The sequence below is a fragment of the Derxia lacustris genome (assembly GCF_002105195.1).
Classification (GTDB): Bacteria; Pseudomonadota; Gammaproteobacteria; order Burkholderiales; family Burkholderiaceae_E; genus Derxia; species Derxia lacustris.
The window spans coordinates 1-17,227 of record NZ_MUHU01000009.1 but is presented as its reverse complement, the minus strand read 5'-3'; the positions used below and the strand labels follow the sequence as shown (position 1 = coordinate 17,227).

The window sequence follows — 17,227 nt, the reverse complement described above, 5'->3', positions numbered from 1 at the left end:
GTCGGTCGTTCTCTGCACGGCGCTGCGGCGCCGCCCGTCCGCACTCATTCGCGAGGCTTTCATGACCGCTCCCCGCCAACTCAAGCTCGGCTTCATCCTCCACGGCGTCGGCGCCGGCTGGAGCGACTGGCGCCATCCGCAGGCCAATCCGCTGGCCAGCACCGACATCGATTTCTACCGCTACCAGGCCCAGCTGGCCGAGGCCGCGAAGTTCGACTTTCTGTTCGTGGCCGACAGCGTGAGCATCAACGAGCGCTCCAGCCCGCACTACCTCACGCGCTTCGAGCCGCTGACCATCCTGTCGGCGCTGGCCACCGTCACCAGCCGCATCGGCCTGGTCGGCACCGTGACCGTGAGCTACAGCGAGCCCTACACCGTGGCGCGCCAGTTCGCCTCGCTCGACCACATCAGCAAGGGCCGCGCGGGCTGGAATGTGGTCACGTCCTGGCTGTCGGGCAGCGCCGACAACTACGGCAAGCCCGAGCATCCGGCGCATGACGTGCGCTACGGCATCGCGGCCGAGCATCTCGACACGGTGCGCGGCCTGTGGGACTCGTGGGAGGACGACGCGGTCATCGCCGACCGCCAGACCGGCCGCTTCTTCGATCCGGCCAAGCTGCACACGCTCAATCACAAGGGGCCGCATTTCTCGGTGAAGGGGCCGCTCAACATCCGCCGCGCGCCGCAGGGCCATCCGGTGATCTTCCAGGCCGGCGCGTCGGAGGACGGCCGCAATTTCGCGTCGAAGCATGCGGACGCGATCTTTGCCGGCGGCGGCGCATTCGAGGAACAGGCGGCCTACTACGCCGACGTCAAGCGGCGCGCCGCCGGCTTTGGCCGCGATGCCGACCAGCTCGCGGTGCTGCCGGCGCTGCGCGTGATCGTGGGCCGCGACGAGGCCGAGGCCGAGCGCAAGTTCGACGAGGTGCTGGCGCTGATCCGCATCGAGGATGCGCTGCCGGCGCTGGCGCGCTCCTTCGACGATCACGACTTTGGTCAGTACCCGCTCGATGCGCCCTTCCCGGTCGACGCGGTGGTGGCGCTGGGCAAGCAGAGCAACCAGAGCCAGTCCGACCGCATCCTGCGCTGGGTGCGCGACGAGAACCTGACGCTGCGCGAAGCCGCGCTGCGGGTGCTGGCGCCGGGCCGCGAATTCGTCGGCACGCCGACCAAGGTGGCCGACAGCATCCAGCGCTGGTTCGACGGCCGCGCGGCCGACGGCTTCGTGTTCTTTGCGTCGCTGCCGGGCGAGCTGGAAAGCTTCGTCGAGCTGGTGCTGCCGATCCTGCGCGAGCGCGGCCTGTTCAAGACCGACTACGCGGCCGACACGCTGCGCGGTCATCTGGGCCTGCCGCGCCCGGCCAACCGCTTTGTGCAGGCCGCGGCCGAAACCGCCGCCAGCGCCGGCTGAGGCGCGCATGTCGTCGATGAATCTGGCGCTGTTCGTGTCCGACGCCGGCACGCATCTGGGCGGCTGGCGCCATCCGCGCGCGGCCGCGCCGCAACCGCCCGATCTGGCCGCGCTGCGCGCGCTGGCGCTGCATGCCGAAAGCGCTTGCATCGACACGCTGTTCATCGCCGACAAGCTCGCGCTCGACGACATCCACGGCGGCAGCTTTGCGTCGACCGTGGAGACGCGCGCCATCGGCGGCCATGCCGAGCCGCTCACCGCGCTGGCGGCGCTGGCCGGCGTCACCACGCGCATCGGGCTGGCCGGCACGGTGTCGTCGAGCTACAGCCAGCCCTACACCGTGGCCCGCATGCTCGCGAGCCTCGACCATCTGAGCGGCGGGCGCGCCGGCTGGAACGTGGTCACCTCGGTCAGCGACGGCGAGGCGCGCAATCATGGCCTCGCGCAGCACCTGGAGCACGGCGAGCGCTACCGCCGCGCGGCCGAGTTCATCGAGGTGGTGCAGGCGCTGTGGGACAGCTGGCTGCCCGGCTGGGAGATTGCCGACAAGGCGAGCGGCGTTTACGGCGATGCGAGCCGGTTGCGCGCCATCGACCATGCGGGCGAGTTCTTCCGGGTGAAGGGGCCGATCAACCTGCCGCGCCCGCCCCAGGGCCGGCCGGTGCTGATCCAGGCCGGCGTGTCGGACGACTTCCGGCGCGTGGCGGCCGCCAGGGCCGAGGTCATCTTCAGCGTGCAGCCCGACGAGGCGAAGGCACGCGACTTCTACCGCAGCTTCAAGGCCGAGGTCGCGGCGCTGGGCCGCAGCCCGGAGCAGGTGCGCATCCTGCCGGGCATCGTCCCGGTGATCGGCGCCACCGAGCGCGAGGCGCGCGAGCTGGACCGCGAGCTGCGCGCGCTGGTGCTGCCGCGCGCGGGCCTGAGCTTCATGTCGGCCAGCATGAATCACGACCTGGGCGCCTACGACCCCGACAGCAAGGTGTTCGACTTCACCGACCGCATCACCGGCAGCAAGGGCCGCTTCGAGGCGGTGGTGCGCAAGGCCATCGCCGAAGGGCTGACCTTTGCCCAGCTGGGCAAGTGGTATGGCGAGAGCCTGTCCTTCCTGGCGCCGGTAGGCAGCGCCGATCAGGTGGCGGACGTGCTCGCGCGCTGGTATCGCGAGCGGGCGGCCGACGGGTTTGTGGTGCTGCCGCCCTTCATGCCGGACGGGGCGCGCGACTTTCTCGACAAGGTGGTGCCGGAGTTGCAGGCGCGCGGGGTGTTTCGGAGTGCGTATGCGGGGAGCACGTTGCGCGAGACGCTGGGACTGACGGTGCCGCAGGCGGAGTGAAATTCCTGCGGGCGCAGGAACCGGCTTGAGCCATGTGCCCCACCGTTCCTGCGCTTGCAGGAATTGCCATGCAAATCCCCAACTCACGCCGGCCCAGGACCGCCTGAGCACCCGCAGCGATTTCACGCTGGCGCCAGCCGACGGGCACGCGCGCTGGCCGGCGCTGCCGCCGGAGGCGCAGCAGTAGCCGGGGGCGAGCTGCGGTTGTTGCGAGCGATTCAGTACCTTGTGTTACCAGCGATGGTCGGGCGGGTCAGGATGGAGTAATAGCCATCGCTCCGGCATTTCAATCGCTGGCCTGTCCTTGCTCGCACTGCGGGGCATTCCGATCATGGGCCAGCTGAATGAATCATCGAGTTGTGCCTCGGATTGCCCCCTGGATGTCGCGACGCCGCACGCATATCGGGGCGGCATGAATGTCAAAAGCACAACGGTTCCAGAATCCCCATTGCTGGCAATTTGGAGGAATTCATCATGGCACCGACACCATTCCAGCCTCAAGCGAACGAATCCGTTCCATCTTCAACAGAGATGCCGCCGAATTCAAAAACCGAAGTTTCGGGCGACGCATCAACGGGCTCGCCGGCTCGGCCATCTGAAGCCCCACCGCCAACGCAGACCGAAAGCATTTTCTCCTGGAAGAGCCTGCTTAGAATTGCCGGATTGGGGACTGTAATCCCCGGGCTTATAACGGCCGGAGTATCAATCGCAACCATGATTACCAACTGCACTACGGAGCAGATCAAGGTAAATGCCAATCATGAAGACCAGAAATTGCGACTGGCGGTTGCGTCACAGGCAAGGGAAGAAAAATTGGCGCAGGACGAACGAGAAAGACGGGACATCAATGCCGCAAGACTGCGAGAACTGCGAACAAAGTATGTCGACATGGCGCTGGGAAGACAGCTTTGCCTGGATTATCGTGTTCGGGTATTCGGCTACCTGGTAGCCGTCGTTGAAAATTCAGAGAAGGCTTGGGCTCAGGAAGAATTGCGCAAAGCCACGGAAGCCCAAGACCGCATCAATGCCCTGAAAAACCAGCTTGGCGAGGCTCAGGCAAATCTTGTGAGCCCAACACAGAATGCAATAAAGCAGTTTCAGGCATCGGGGCCCATCATCGAAAGCACGAACAACGTGCTTGCAGTATTTCGCCAAACCAATGAACAGAAGATCAAGTCAATCCAGACCCAGCTCGCCGACTTGAAAGCGGACGATCCGCAATGTTATGAACCGACCGCGCAGAATCATCAGTAAGCGCCATCGTTTGCAGAGTCGCGTCATTCGGCATGCGGGTGATGTCGAAACGGGATGTCGAAACGACTTGCCCTGCTTCAGGCTCGAAATGCGGAATTGCCGTGTCGAGCAGCATCGCAAGGCCCACCCTGGCGCTCGTGGATGGCAGTCATGACGCAACCCTCCATTTCCTTGGTGGAACATGAAGCATTTCTCTGCCAGCAAATCACTGTTTGGGCTTGCCTGGATTCTCGTATCGGCCTGGGCAATTGCGCTGGGAGCGAAGATATTCGACCTCCTGGTGCTTGCGACGGCCTGGGGCGCCTCGCCACCAGCGTCGTTTCAGCACTTGCCTTACGGGAAAGATTACCCGATTGATCCGGGCAATTTCTTTCAGCCGCTTAGCGCACTTCTTTTGCTGGCCAACATCGGCGCCTTGTTGCTCGCATGGCGGAGTCCAGCTCGAAAAATCATTCTGGCTTCGTTTGCAAGCCTCATTGTCATTTGGATATTTACGCCAACTGTATTCTGGCCAATGATAGCTCAGCTCTGGGAAATTCACCGCGGAAGGCTGGCGGCAACGGACGCCGAAACAATCGCCCTGGTACACCGTTGGTTCATTTTGGATTCAGGCCGAATTGTTCTGATTTTCATTGGCTTCATCCACAGCGTCCGTTTCCTGATTGCTTTGGAATCAAGACAAGACGATTAGCCTGGAATTGAAAACTTGCACGGGATACGGTTCACAACCGGCGCCAGCCATTCCCGCATGCCAATAGCCGCATCGCGCGCCAATGCGACGCAAGTGCAGCGAATCACTCCTGCACCTCCACCCGCAACGACTCCAACGCCGCAACCACCGCCCCCGCCTCCGTCCGCAGCAGCCAATCCGGATGCACATCGGCGAACACCACCCGCCGCCCTGCTCCGATGACCACTACCGTCGGCATCGGCAATTCCCAGGTGCCGGTACCTGTCACCTCGCCGATCGGCGTGCCGCGCGCAATTGCCGCGTCCTTCGACGGCTGATCGAACTCGTAGACGATGCCGAGCCGCCGCGCGAGCGCATTGCCCGCATCGCTCGCCACGAAGAAGCCGAGGTCATGCCGCCGCTTGATCGCGCCGAGCTTGTCGGGCACCTGCGGACTCACCGCCACCAGCGTCGCACCCAGCTCGCGCGCGGGGCCGAGCAGATTGCGCTGGTAGTAGGGCAAGGCCAGGTTGCAGGCCGGGCAGCCCTCGAAGCGGAAGAACACCAGCACCACCGGTCCGTGCGCCAGCAGCACGTCGAGCGAGAGCAGGCTGCCGTCCACCTCGTGCAGGCGGAAGTCGTCGAGCACGTCGCCGGCCTTCACGAAGCCGGCGTAATTGGCGTCGCGCACGAGGGTGGCGCGCTGGTTGATGTTGATGGCCAGCGCGGCCGGGTCCATGGTCTTCACGCGGTGGGCGTGCAGCTCGCGGAACAGCTGGTGCAGGGATTCTTCGGGCATGGGCATCCTCCGTCGCCGCTCAGTGCGGCAGCGCCTCGTGGTCTTCGATGAGCACGCGTTCCAGCTCGCGCGGGTAGTCGCCGTAGTTGGTCACCGGGTAGTGCAGGCCGGCGCGGTTGTCCCAGAACACGACCGAATGCGGTGTCCACTTGAAGCGCACCTGGAACTCGGGCCGGGCGTAGTAGCCGAGCAGTTCGTCGAGCAGCGCCTTGCTGTCGGCACGGTCCCAGCCCACCACCCACGGCGCCATCGACCAGTTGGCCCAGACGATCTTCTCGCCGGTCTCGGGATGGGTCTTGACCAGCGGATGGGCGACGATCGGGTAATCGATGCCGGCGCGCTTGAGCGAGCTCTGGAAGTCGTGCGTGACGTAGAGGCCGTCGATCTTCTGCTTCAGCGCCTCGGGCAGCGCCTCGTACACGGCATGGCCGTCGGCCCAGATCGTGTCGCCGCCGGTGGGCGGCAGATCGATGTCGCGCAGGATCGCGCCCCAGGTCGGGCGCACCAGCCAGCTGGTGTCGGTATGCCAGCGGCCCGACGTGGGGTTGTAGAGCTGGCGCGCCTCCACCGCCGAAATGCGGTGCGAGTCGGGCACGCCGGCGCGCACGCGGCTGGTGGTCGGATGCTCGTAGACCTTGCCGAACTGGCGCGCGAAGGCGATCTGCTGCTCGCTGTCGATGGGCTGGTCGCGGAAGAACAGCACGCGGTGCCTGAGCAGCAGCGCCTTGATCTCGTCGCGCAGCGCGGTGCCGAGCGGCTGGCGCAGGTCGATGCCCGAGAGCTCTGCGCCGATGGTGGGTTCGAGCGGGCGCACGACCAGCTGCGCGACGGCATTGACGGGGGCGATGACGGTGGACATGCGCGGGTCTCCTCGTGGATGGGGCTCAGAAGTCGTAGCTCAGGCGGCCGTAATAGAAGCCGCCGTTGAGGCCGAACGGGCTGTAGCTGCCGTAGTTGTTGCTCGCGTCTGCAAGCGTCGGCAGCGCGCTGCCCAGGCCGGTCTGCGTAGCCGAGACCGGCTGGCGGTCGGGCCGGATGCCGAACAGGTTGTTGGCGCCGATCGCGGCCGTGAGCGTCTTCGTCATGCGCCACGACAGGTCGGTATCGGTAATCCACTTGGCGCTGAAGCGGCGGTCCAGCGCGACGGTCGTGCCCGGCTCCAGATACTTGCCAAAGCGCGTGAGCCGCAGGTTCACGCCGAACGGCCCCTGCGACCAGTTGCTGCCGAGCAGCAGCTTGTCGCGCGGCGCCGACTCGGTGAGCGTGAGCTGGGCCTGGCGGCCGAACACCACATAGCGCGAGCCCAGAAAACCCAGCTCGGCCGGGTTGTCCTTGATGCGGCGGATGTTGAGCCGGTTGTAGCTGTACTGCGCCGACCAGCGGACCAGCCCGTAGCTGCCCAGGTCCTGGGTCAGCTCCGATGCCAGATCGACGCCGCGCACCTTCACGTCGGCGGCGTTGGCGTTGTATTGCGCGGCGTAGAGATTGCTGTAGCCGAGCGAGGCGAGCCGGTCGCGCACGAGCGTGGAGCCGGCGCCGTCGACCAGGTTCTCGCCCTTCACGATCAGGTCGTCGACCAGGATTTCGTAGGCGTCGAGCGTGACGCGCGCGGTCTTGACCGGCTCCCAGGTGGCGCCGACGCTGAAGTTGAGCGACTTCTCGGGCTTGAGCGGCTTGGCGCCGAGCGCCTGCGCCAGCGCGCTCGACGACGGCAGGTATTGCGCCAGCAGGTTCTGGGTACTGCCGTCCGGCAGGCGGATCGAGGTCTGCTGCGTGACCGAGAACGCCTGCTGCGCCAGCGACGGCGCGCGAAAGCCGTTGTTGACCGTGCCGCGCAGCGCAAAGCCCGGCGTCAGCTCATAGCGGGTGGACAGCTTGCCGGCCACGGTGTTGCCCGAGCTGTCGTCGTAATGCTCGGCGCGGCCGGCCAGGCTTGCGGTCCAGCGTTCGGTGAACTTGGTGCCCAGGTCCACATAGGCCGCGACGCTGTTGCGCGTGACGGTGCTGGCATCGCCAGGGCGGTTGCCGACAAAGCTTTGCAGCCCGGCCGGCGGGCGCTGGCCGGCGCGCGGGCCCGACGGAATCACATAGCCGCCGTCGCGCCACGAGTCGGGCTCGCCGGCGCCTTCGGCCCACAGTTCCCAGCGGTGCTCGGCGCCGACCGACACCTGCACCGGGTTGGGCAGGCCGAGGTTGAAGGCGCGCGTCAGGTCGAGGTTGTTGGTCCATTGCTGGAAGCGCATGGAGCCGAGGTAGAAGCGCGTGGGGCTGGTCGGGCCGATCGAGGCGTTGAGCGTGTTCTGCGCGCCGAGGCGCACCGCGTCGCGGCCGTAGGTGCTGCTCAGGTCCCAGTTCCAGCTGGCCAGCAGGCCCTTGCCGCCGAGCGTGAGCTGGTAGTCGGGCTCGCTGATGAGGCGCTGGGCCGCGAAGCCGTCGGGGAAGACTTCGGGCAGCGAGCTGACGCTGTTGGGCCGGAAGGTGCCGCGCGTGTCGACAATGCTGCGATGGCTGTAGGTGGCAAACGAGTACAGCGACAGGTCGGCCGACAGCGGCAGCTCGGCGTTGTAAGCAAAGTTGAGCACGCGGTCGCGGTTGGAGCGGCCGTAGCCCTTTTGCAGCAAGCGGTCGACGGTGGCGTCGCGCGGGTCGGGCGTGGCGCCGGGCGTGCCGTAGGCCACGGGCTGACCGTTGAGCAGCGGGTAGTAGAAGCTGCCCTGGGCATCGCCGGCCGCGTAGGACGGGCCCTGCGAGCGCGTGTCGAAGGACAGGCTGGCAAAGCCGCCGTCCTCGCCGAGCGCGAAGCCCTTGTTGATGCTGGTCTGGAACAGGTCGCCGGGGCTGTCTTCCTGCCGGCCGGCGGTGACGGACGCAGTGCCGCCGCTGTCGTTGCGCTTGAGGATGATGTTGAGCACGCCGGCGATGGCATCCGAGCCGTACTGGGCCGCCGCGCCGTCGCGCAGCACCTCGATGCGCTCGATGGCCGAGATCGGGATGAGGTCGAGATCGACCGGCGTGCTGCCGGTGCCGAAGTTGTTGTACACGGCCGTGCCGTGGCGCCGCTTGCCGTTGATGAGCACCAGCAGCGCATCGCCGCTCAGGCCGCGGATGCGCGTGGGCCGGATGCTGGCCGAGGTGCCGCCGCCGGGCTGGGCCGCCGCCGTGAACGACGGCACCAGCGTGCCGAGAATCTCGCGCAGGCTGGCCTTGCCGGTGAGTTGCAGCTGCTCGGCGTCGATCACGTCGATCGGCGAGGGGCTGTCGGCAACGGCGATCTGGCCGCCGCGAAAGCCGGTGGTGACGACCACGTCCTGCACCTGGGTTGGCGCAGCGGCCTGGGCCAGCACGGGCAGCGCGGCGAGAGCAAGCGCGAGCGGGCGCAGGCGGAGCGCGACAGCCGTCATGCCGCGACTCCCGGTTCGGCGACGGTGGCCGCTGCATTGGCGGAGGCGGTGGCGTCGGCCGCGCCGGCCAGCGCCTCGGCCGCCGCGCGCCGGGCCGCTGTGTGGCGGTTGACCGGAATCGCGAGGCCGAGGTTGCCGCGCAGCGTCGTGTCTTCGTATTCGCGCCGGAACAGGCCGCGCGCCTGAAGCAGCGGCACGACCTGGGCCGCGAACTGGTCGAGATCGCTCGACTGATCGACGCCCACGATGAAGCCGTCGGCGGCGCCGTCGCGGAACCAGCGCTCGACCGTGTCGGCCACGGTGGCCGGCGCGCCGAGGAAGGGGCTGCGCGGCGTGGCCAGGCGCAACGCGGTCTGGCGCAGCGTCAGGCCCTCGTCGCGCGCCAGCCGCTTGATGCGCTCGCTGTGGCTGCGATAGGCGTTGGCGCCGGCGTCGCCCAGCTCGGGGAAAGGCGCGTCGAGATCGTGGCGGCTGAAGTCGTAATAGCCGAACGGCCGGCCGAGCTGCACCAGCGCATGGTCCAGGCTCACCGCGTCGGCACGCCGGCGGTATTCGGCCTCGGCTTCGGCGTCGGTCGCGCGCAGCAGCGGCCGGATGCCGGGGAACACGAGAATCGAATCGGGATCGCGGCCGGCCTCGGCGGCGCGACGGCGAATGTCGGCGCGGAAGACGTGCGCCTCCTCGAAGTCCTCGGACATCGTGAAGATCGCATCGGCGGTGCGCGCTGCCAGATCGCGCCCCGATTCCGAGCCGCCGGCCTGGAAGATCACCGGCTGGCCCTGGGCCGAGCGCGAGATGTTGAGCGGCCCGGTCACTGAGAAGAACTCGCCGCGATGGTTGAGCGCATGCAGCCGGTCGCGGTCGAGGAACTGGCCGCTGGCCTTGTCGCGCGGGAAGGCGTCGTCCTCGTAGGAGTCCCAGAGGCCGCGCACGACTTGCAGATGCTCGTGCGCGCGCCGGTAGCGCTCGCCGTGGTCGAAATGGGCTTCGCGGCCGTAGTTGCCGGCCGCGCCTTCGAGGCCGGTGGTCACCACGTTCCAGCCGGCGCGCCCGTGGCTGATGAGATCGAGCGAGGCGTACTGGCGCGCGACCGTGAACGGCTCGCTGTACGAAGTGGTGAGCGTGCCGACCAGCCCGATGCGCGAGGTAACGCCGGCCAGCGCCGACAGCAGCGTCAGCGGCTCCAGCCGGTTGAGGAAATGCGGCGCCGAGTCGGGTGTGATGAAGGTGCTGTCGACGATGAACACGAAGTCGAACTTCGCGTCCTCGGCCAGCCGCGCCTTGGCGCGATACCAGTCGATGTCGATGCTGGCGTCGGCCTGCGCGTCCGGCGCGCGCCAGGCTTCGGGGGCTGTGCCCGCGCCGATCAGTACCGCGCCCAGCCTGATGCTTCTTTCCGTCATGTGTCGCTCCGTTGCCCTTTCGTGTTGAAGGCAAGGACGATAGGTGCGGCCGACGGACAGCATGAAGATGCTGTTTGAATATGTTTATCAGCTCAAGTCATGCGTGTTTGTCATCAAACAGCGCGATGGAGCGGGGTTGCAGTCACAACTTCCGGTCACATTCAAACGCCTTTCACGCTGTTTGAAAGCAAGCAGTGCCTGCCTAGCCTCGGGCCGACCCATCATCAGACAGGACACATCCGCATGACCTCCTTCTTCCGTCACGACCGCCGCCACGCGCTTGCCAGCCTTGGCGCATTGGCCGGCAGCGCATTACTTCCCGCGCGCGGCCATGCCGCCACCGGCACGCTGCGCATCGGCTATCAGAAGTCGTCCACGCTCATCACCGTCATCAAGACGCGCGGCAGCCTCGACGCGCTGCTGGCGCCGCTGGGCGTGACCGTCAGCTGGCACGAGTTCGCCAGCGGCTTGCCGCTGCTCGAAGCGCTCAATCTCGGCAATGTCGATTTCAGTGCCGACGTGGCCGACACGGTGCCGGTGTTCGCGCAGGCGGCCGGCGCCGATCTCACCTTCGTCGCGCGCGAGACCGCCTCGCCGGCAGCCCAGGCCATTCTGGTCAAGGGCGATTCGCCCCTGCAGACGCTAGCCGACCTCAAGGGCAAGCGCGTGGGCTTTGCCAAGGCCGCCGGCGCGCACTACCTGCTGCTGGCGGCGCTGCAAAGCGTGGGGCTTAGCTTTGCCGACATCACGCCGGCCTATCTGGCGCCGGCCGATGGCCGCGCGGCTTTCGAACGCGGCGCGCTCGATGCATGGGTGGTGTGGGATCCGTTCCTGGCCGCTGCCCAGCGCCAGGCCGGCGCACGCGTGCTGGCCGATGGCCGCAATCTGGCCAGTTATCAGCGCTACTACCTCGCATCAACGCCCTACGCACGTGCCCACGGCGACGTGCTGCAAGCGCTGTTCGACGAGCTGCGCCGCACCGGCCAATGGACCAAGCAGAACCCGAAGGAAGCCGCCGCCCTGCTCAGCCCGGCCTGGGGCCTCGACGCCGACACCATCGAGGTAGCCAACGGCCGCCGCAGCTATGACGTGCAGGCAGTTCGGCCCGGCTCGCTCGACGAACAGCAGCGCATCGCAGACGCCTTTCTGGCCGAGAAACTGCTGCCCAAGCGGGTCGATGCTTCGGCAGTAGCGCTATTTCAGCCCGGCAAGCGCTGAGCTCATTCGCCAATTTCCGCACGCGCGAAATCGACACCAAGACTCGGCGTGAAATCCGAGGTCGGCTCGATCAAGGCTAGTCGAGTGAAATCCAGGCGCACTCGACATGCATTGACGGTCTCACACGGCTTGAGAAGAGATGGCAAAGCAAAAGGGGCGACTCAGAGTTGAGTCGCCCCTTTCAGAGGAGGAGCCTGACGATGACCTACTTTCACACGGGAACCGCACTATCATCGGCGCGGAGGCGTTTCACTGTCCTGTTCGGGATGGGAAGGAGTGGGACCACCTCGCTATGGTCGTCAGGCATAACTTGTCGATTTCTTGTTAAGTACGGTCAAGAGACGAGCACTCGATCAAGAAATCCAATTTAGAAGAAGCAATTGCTACAGAGTTGGGGAGTGATCGCATTGTTAGCGACATTCTGATCGACCATTGGCATACACCAAGGTTATAGGGTCAAGCCTCACGAGCAATTAGTACTGGTTAGCTTAATGCATTACTGCACTTCCACACCCAGCCTATCAACGTCCTGGTCTCGAACGGCTCTTCAGGGAGATCAAGTCTCCAGGGAAGTCTCATCTTCAGGCAAGTTTCCCGCTTAGATGCTTTCAGCGGTTATCTCTTCCGAACTTAGCTACCCGGCGATGCCACTGGCGTGACAACCGGTACACCAGAGGTTCGTCCACTCCGGTCCTCTCGTACTAGGAGCAGCCCCCGTCAAACTTCCAACGCCCACGGCAGATAGGGACCAAACTGTCTCACGACGTTTTAAACCCAGCTCACGTACCACTTTAAATGGCGAACAGCCATACCCTTGGGACCGGCTACAGCCCCAGGATGTGATGAGCCGACATCGAGGTGCCAAACACCGCCGTCGATATGAACTCTTGGGCGGTATCAGCCTGTTATCCCCAGAGTACCTTTTATCCGTTGAGCGATGGCCCTTCCATTCAGAACCACCGGATCACTAGGTCCTGCTTTCGCACCTGCTCGACTTGTCGGTCTCGCAGTTAAGCACGCTTATGCCCTTGCACTATTAGCACGATGTCCGACCGTGCCTAGCGTACCTTCGAACTCCTCCGTTACCCTTTAGGAGGAGACCGCCCCAGTCAAACTGCCTACCATGCACTGTCCCCGACCCGGATAACGGGCCAAGGTTAGAACCTCAAACAAACCAGGGTGGTATTTCAAGGATGGCTCCACGAGAGCTAGCGCCCCCGCTTCAAAGCCTCCCACCTATCCTACACAGATCGGTTCAAAGTCCAATGCAAAGCTACAGTAAAGGTTCATGGGGTCTTTCCGTCTAGCCGCGGGGAGATTGCATCATCACAAACATTTCAACTTCGCTGAGTCTCGGGAGGAGACAGTGTGGCCATCGTTACGCCATTCGTGCAGGTCGGAACTTACCCGACAAGGAATTTCGCTACCTTAGGACCGTTATAGTTACGGCCGCCGTTTACCGGGGCTTCGATCAAGAGCTTGCACCCCATCACTTAACCTTCCGGCACCGGGCAGGCGTCACACCCTATACGTCCACTTTCGTGTTTGCAGAGTGCTGTGTTTTTATTAAACAGTCGCAGCCACCTATTCACTGCGGCCCTGTTTGGCTCCGTTTGTACAACTTCACCTACTGAGGGCGTACCTTATCCCGAAGTTACGGTACAAATTTGCCGAGTTCCTTCTCCCGAGTTCTCTCAAGCGCCTGAGAATACTCATCACACCCACCTGTGTCGGTTTGCGGTACGGTCCCGTCAAGCTGAAGCTTAGTGGCTTTTCTTGGAAGCTTGGTATTACTCACTTCGTGAACAATGTTCACTCGTTATCACGCCTCATCTAAGCCGCCCGGATTTGCCTAAGCAGCACGACTACACGCTTGAACCAACTATTCCAACAGTTGGCTGAGCTAACCTTCTCCGTCCCCACATCGCACTTGACGGCGGTTCCGGAATATTAACCGGATTCCCATCAGCTACGGCTCTCGCCCTCGCCTTAGGGGCCGACTCACCCTACGCCGATGAACGTTGCGTAGGAAACCTTGGGTTTACGGCGAGCGGGCTTTTCACCCGCTTTATCGCTACTCATGTCAGCATTCGCACTTCCGATACCTCCAGCATCCTTTACAAGACACCTTCACAGGCCTACGGAACGCTCTCCTACCATCACATTTCTGTGATCCGCAGCTTCGGTGACTGGCTTAGCCCCGTTACATCTTCCGCGCAGGACGACTCGATCAGTGAGCTATTACGCTTTCTTTAAAGGGTGGCTGCTTCTAAGCCAACCTCCTGACTGTTTTAGCCTTCCCACTTCGTTTCCCACTTAGCCAATCTTTGGGACCTTAGCTGGCGGTCTGGGTTGTTTCCCTCTTGACGTCGGACGTTAGCACCCGGCGTCTGTCTCCCGCGCTCATACTTCCAGGTATTCGGAGTTTGCTATGGCGAAGTAACTCGCAATGAGCCCTCCAACCATTACAGTGCTCTACCCCCTGGAGCAATACGCGAGGCACTACCTAAATAGTTTTCGGAGAGAACCAGCTATTTCCGGATTTGTTTAGCCTTTCACCCCTATCCACAGCTCATCCCCTAGTTTTTCAACACTAGTGGGTTCGGGCCTCCAGTGAGTGTTACCTCACCTTCACCCTGGCCATGGATAGATCATCCGGTTTCGGGTCTACACCCAGCGACTGAACGCCCTATTAAGACTCGGTTTCCCTGCGCCTTCCCTATACGGTTAAGCTTGCCACTGAATGTAAGTCGCTGACCCATTATACAAAAGGTACGCCGTCACCCCTTGCGAGGCTCCGACTGTTTGTATGCATGCGGTTTCAGGATCTATTTCACTCCCCTCCCGGGGTTCTTTTCGCCTTTCCCTCACGGTACTGGTTCACTATCGGTCGATTACGAGTATTTAGCCTTGGAGGATGGTCCCCCCATCTTCAGACAGGATTTCACGTGTCCCGCCCTACTTGTCGCAAACTTAGTTCCACAATGGTGTTTTCGCATACGGGGCTATCACCCACTATCGCCGGACTTTCCAGACCGTTTTGCTAACACCACTGTTAAATCTTGCAGGCTGATCCGATTTCGCTCGCCACTACTTTCGGAATCTCGGTTGATTTCTTTTCCTCTGGCTACTTAGATGTTTCAGTTCACCAGGTTCGCCTCACATGCCTATGTATTCAGCATGAGATACCCTTGCGGGTGGGTTTCCCCATTCGGACATCTCCGGATCAAAGCTTATTTGCCAGCTCCCCGAAGCTTTTCGCAGGCTATCGCGTCCTTCATCGCCTGTAATCGCCAAGGCATCCACCACATGCACTTATTCACTTGACCCTATAACCTTGGAGAATCTTTACGATTCCAATGCTATAGGTTGAGCAAAATGCTGCTGCCAGTATTTCTGGCTGATGCAATCACAACCCATGAATCAGCAATTTCTTGCTGATTTCTGTATTTGCTTCTTCTAAATTGTTAAAGAACAAAAGCCTAATGGCATTGCGATAGTGACTTTCGCTATCGCAATGCGTCTGAAGAGTTTTGGTGGAGGTGAACGGGATCGAACCGATGACCCCCTGCTTGCAAAGCAGGTGCTCTCCCAGCTGAGCTACACCCCCAGTTGGATAATGTTGGTGGGTCTGGTTGGATTCGAACCAACGACCCCCGCCTTATCAAGACGGTGCTCTAACCGACTGAGCTACAGACCCTCCTTATCAAACACAGGAGTCCTGCGCACCTAGTCTTTCCAGGTGCACCCTTCAGACAGACTTTTCTAACAGCCGATAAGAGTGGGCGTTTATTGAGTGAGATACTCTAGAAAGGAGGTGATCCAGCCGCACCTTCCGATACGGCTACCTTGTTACGACTTCACCCCAGTCATGAATCCTACCGTGGTAATCGCCCTCCTTACGGTTAGGCTAACTACTTCTGGTAAAACCCACTCCCATGGTGTGACGGGCGGTGTGTACAAGACCCGGGAACGTATTCACCGCGACATGCTGATCCGCGATTACTAGCGATTCCGACTTCATGCAGTCGAGTTGCAGACTACAATCCGGACTACGATCGGTTTTATGAGATTAGCTCCCCCTCGCGGGTTGGCAACCCTCTGTACCGACCATTGTATGACGTGTGAAGCCCTACGCATAAGGGCCATGAGGACTTGACGTCATCCCCACCTTCCTCCGGTTTGTCACCGGCAGTCTCATTAGAGTGCCCTTTCGTAGCAACTAATGACAAGGGTTGCGCTCGTTGCGGGACTTAACCCAACATCTCACGACACGAGCTGACGACAGCCATGCAGCACCTGTGTCCCGGCTCCCTTTCGGGCACTCCCACCTTTCAGCAGGATTCCGAGCATGTCAAGCGTAGGTAAGGTTTTTCGCGTTGCATCGAATTAATCCACATCATCCACCGCTTGTGCGGGTCCCCGTCAATTCCTTTGAGTTTTAATCTTGCGACCGTACTCCCCAGGCGGTCTACTTCACGCGTTAGCTGCGTTACCAATCAGTAACCTGACCGACAACTAGTAGACATCGTTTAGGGCGTGGACTACCAGGGTATCTAATCCTGTTTGCTCCCCACGCTTTCGTGCATGAGCGTCAGTGTTATCCCAGGGGGCTGCCTTCGCCATCGGTGTTCCTCCACATCTCTACGCATTTCACTGCTACACGTGGAATTCCACCCCCCTCTGACACACTCAAGCCTTGTAGTTTCAAATGCAGTTCCCAGGTTAAGCCCGGGGATTTCACATCTGACTTGCAAAACCGCCTGCGCACGCTTTACGCCCAGTAATTCCGATTAACGCTTGCACCCTACGTATTACCGCGGCTGCTGGCACGTAGTTAGCCGGTGCTTATTCTGCGAGTACCGTCATTAGCGTCAGGTATTAACCAACGCCGTTTCGTTCTCGCCAAAAGTGCTTTACAACCCGAAGGCCTTCTTCACACACGCGGCATGGCTGGATCAGGGTTTCCCCCATTGTCCAAAATTCCCCACTGCTGCCTCCCGTAGGAGTCTGGGCCGTGTCTCAGTCCCAGTGTGGCTGGTCGTCCTCTCAGACCAGCTACGGATCGTCGCCTTGGTAGGCCTTTACCCCACCAACTAGCTAATCCGACATCGGCCGCTCCAATAGCGCGAGGTCTTGCGATCCCCCGCTTTCCACCTTGGTGCGTATGCGGTATTAGCTATCCTTTCGGATAGTTATCCCCCACTATTGGGCACGTTCCGATGCATTACTCACCCGTTCGCCACTCGCCACCAGGGTTGCCCCCGTGCTGCCGTTCGACTTGCATGTGTAAGGCATGCCGCCAGCGTTCAATCTGAGCCAGGATCAAACTCTTCAGTTTAATCATGCTTATTGCCCTTACTTTCGTAAGGTCGCGACTCAACGAAATTTCAGGTTTTCACCTTACTTTTTTGTGAGCCTTTATTGCTTTGAGCACACTGCGCGCCTCGCGGCATGCAGCCCCATCACAACAAACGCCCACACTTATCGGCTGTTAACTTGTTAAAGAGCGATACTGCAATCTACCTACAACTTGCTTCGCCTTGCTTGGCGCCGCGTCGTCATCAGCAGAGAGGCGAGATTATGCACTGCTTTTTTCTCACCGTCAACTGTTTTTGAACTTTTTTATTTCGCTGCCATCTCGGCAAACCTTGCGGCCCTGCTTCCTCAGCAGCGAAATCATCGTTCAGCAACAGCTGAGCCATCGACTATAACCAGAACATCGCTAGTTGGCAAGC

General features: G+C 62.2%; 9 protein-coding genes, 2 tRNA genes and 3 rRNA genes. 5 read left to right on the top strand and 9 right to left on the bottom strand.

All coding sequences use genetic code 11. The features are described 5' to 3' along the window. Window positions 1-61: 61 nt before the first annotated feature. The 4 genes from B9P64_RS09680 (at window position 62) to B9P64_RS09670 (ending at window position 4,689) form a co-directional block, all read left to right on the top strand. Window positions 62-1,411, top strand: a complete 1,350-nt coding sequence (locus B9P64_RS09680) for an LLM class flavin-dependent oxidoreductase (protein WP_085316040.1) — start codon at window positions 62-64, stop codon at window positions 1,409-1,411. Window positions 1,412-1,418: 7 nt separating this feature from the next. Beyond that, on the top strand, window positions 1,419-2,744 hold the full coding sequence (locus tag B9P64_RS09675; protein ID WP_217808673.1) for an NtaA/DmoA family FMN-dependent monooxygenase: 1,326 nt from the start codon (window positions 1,419-1,421) through the stop codon (window positions 2,742-2,744). A 474-nt stretch (window positions 2,745-3,218) separates the two neighbouring features. Then, window positions 3,219-3,998 carry a hypothetical protein gene (locus B9P64_RS24320; RefSeq protein ID WP_139826239.1) on the top strand — a complete coding sequence of 260 codons (780 nt, stop codon included), beginning with the start codon at window positions 3,219-3,221 and terminating at the stop codon, window positions 3,996-3,998. Between the two features lie 181 nt (window positions 3,999-4,179). Continuing rightward, complete coding sequence (locus B9P64_RS09670; RefSeq protein ID WP_085316038.1) at window positions 4,180-4,689, top strand: anthrone oxygenase family protein; 510 nt, start codon at window positions 4,180-4,182, stop codon at window positions 4,687-4,689. 103 nt (window positions 4,690-4,792) lie between these two features. Here B9P64_RS09670 and B9P64_RS09665 read toward each other — a convergent pair whose 3' ends face one another. Genes B9P64_RS09665 through B9P64_RS09650 form a run of 4 tightly spaced genes read right to left on the bottom strand, consistent with a single transcriptional unit; the run spans window position 4,793 to window position 10,271 of the window. Further along, a complete protein-coding gene (locus tag B9P64_RS09665; RefSeq protein ID WP_085316037.1) occupies window positions 4,793-5,467 on the bottom strand; it encodes a peroxiredoxin-like family protein in 675 nt (224 codons plus the stop codon). A gap of 19 nt (window positions 5,468-5,486) precedes the next feature. Continuing rightward, complete coding sequence (locus tag B9P64_RS09660) at window positions 5,487-6,326, bottom strand: TauD/TfdA dioxygenase family protein (protein WP_085316036.1); 840 nt, start codon at window positions 6,324-6,326, stop codon at window positions 5,487-5,489. A 25-nt stretch (window positions 6,327-6,351) separates the two neighbouring features. Further along, window positions 6,352-8,868 carry a TonB-dependent receptor plug domain-containing protein gene (locus B9P64_RS09655; protein ID WP_085316035.1) on the bottom strand — a complete coding sequence of 839 codons (2,517 nt, stop codon included), beginning with the start codon at window positions 8,866-8,868 and terminating at the stop codon, window positions 6,352-6,354. After that, complete coding sequence (locus tag B9P64_RS09650) at window positions 8,865-10,271, bottom strand: LLM class flavin-dependent oxidoreductase (RefSeq protein WP_085316034.1); 1,407 nt, start codon at window positions 10,269-10,271, stop codon at window positions 8,865-8,867. The genes B9P64_RS09655 and B9P64_RS09650 overlap by 4 nt, the downstream gene beginning before the upstream one ends. A gap of 243 nt (window positions 10,272-10,514) precedes the next feature. Here B9P64_RS09650 and B9P64_RS09645 point away from each other — a divergent pair, with 243 nt between their 5' ends. Continuing rightward, on the top strand, window positions 10,515-11,489 hold the full coding sequence (locus tag B9P64_RS09645) for an aliphatic sulfonate ABC transporter substrate-binding protein (protein WP_085316033.1): 975 nt from the start codon (window positions 10,515-10,517) through the stop codon (window positions 11,487-11,489). 192 nt (window positions 11,490-11,681) lie between these two features. Here the strand turns inward: B9P64_RS09645 and rrf are convergent. The 5 genes from rrf to B9P64_RS09620 form a co-directional block, all read right to left on the bottom strand. Further along, window positions 11,682-11,793, bottom strand: a 5S ribosomal RNA gene (gene rrf / locus B9P64_RS09640). Between the two features lie 148 nt (window positions 11,794-11,941). Further along, a 23S ribosomal RNA gene (locus B9P64_RS09635) occupies window positions 11,942-14,818 on the bottom strand. Window positions 14,819-15,023: 205 nt separating this feature from the next. Further along, window positions 15,024-15,099, bottom strand: a tRNA-Ala gene (locus tag B9P64_RS09630). A 13-nt stretch (window positions 15,100-15,112) separates the two neighbouring features. Beyond that, window positions 15,113-15,189, bottom strand: a tRNA-Ile gene (locus tag B9P64_RS09625). A 110-nt stretch (window positions 15,190-15,299) separates the two neighbouring features. Continuing rightward, window positions 15,300-16,830, bottom strand: a 16S ribosomal RNA gene (locus B9P64_RS09620). The 16S, 23S and 5S rRNA genes sit together here with 2 tRNA genes alongside, the layout of an rRNA operon. Window positions 16,831-17,227: the final 397 nt, after the last annotated feature.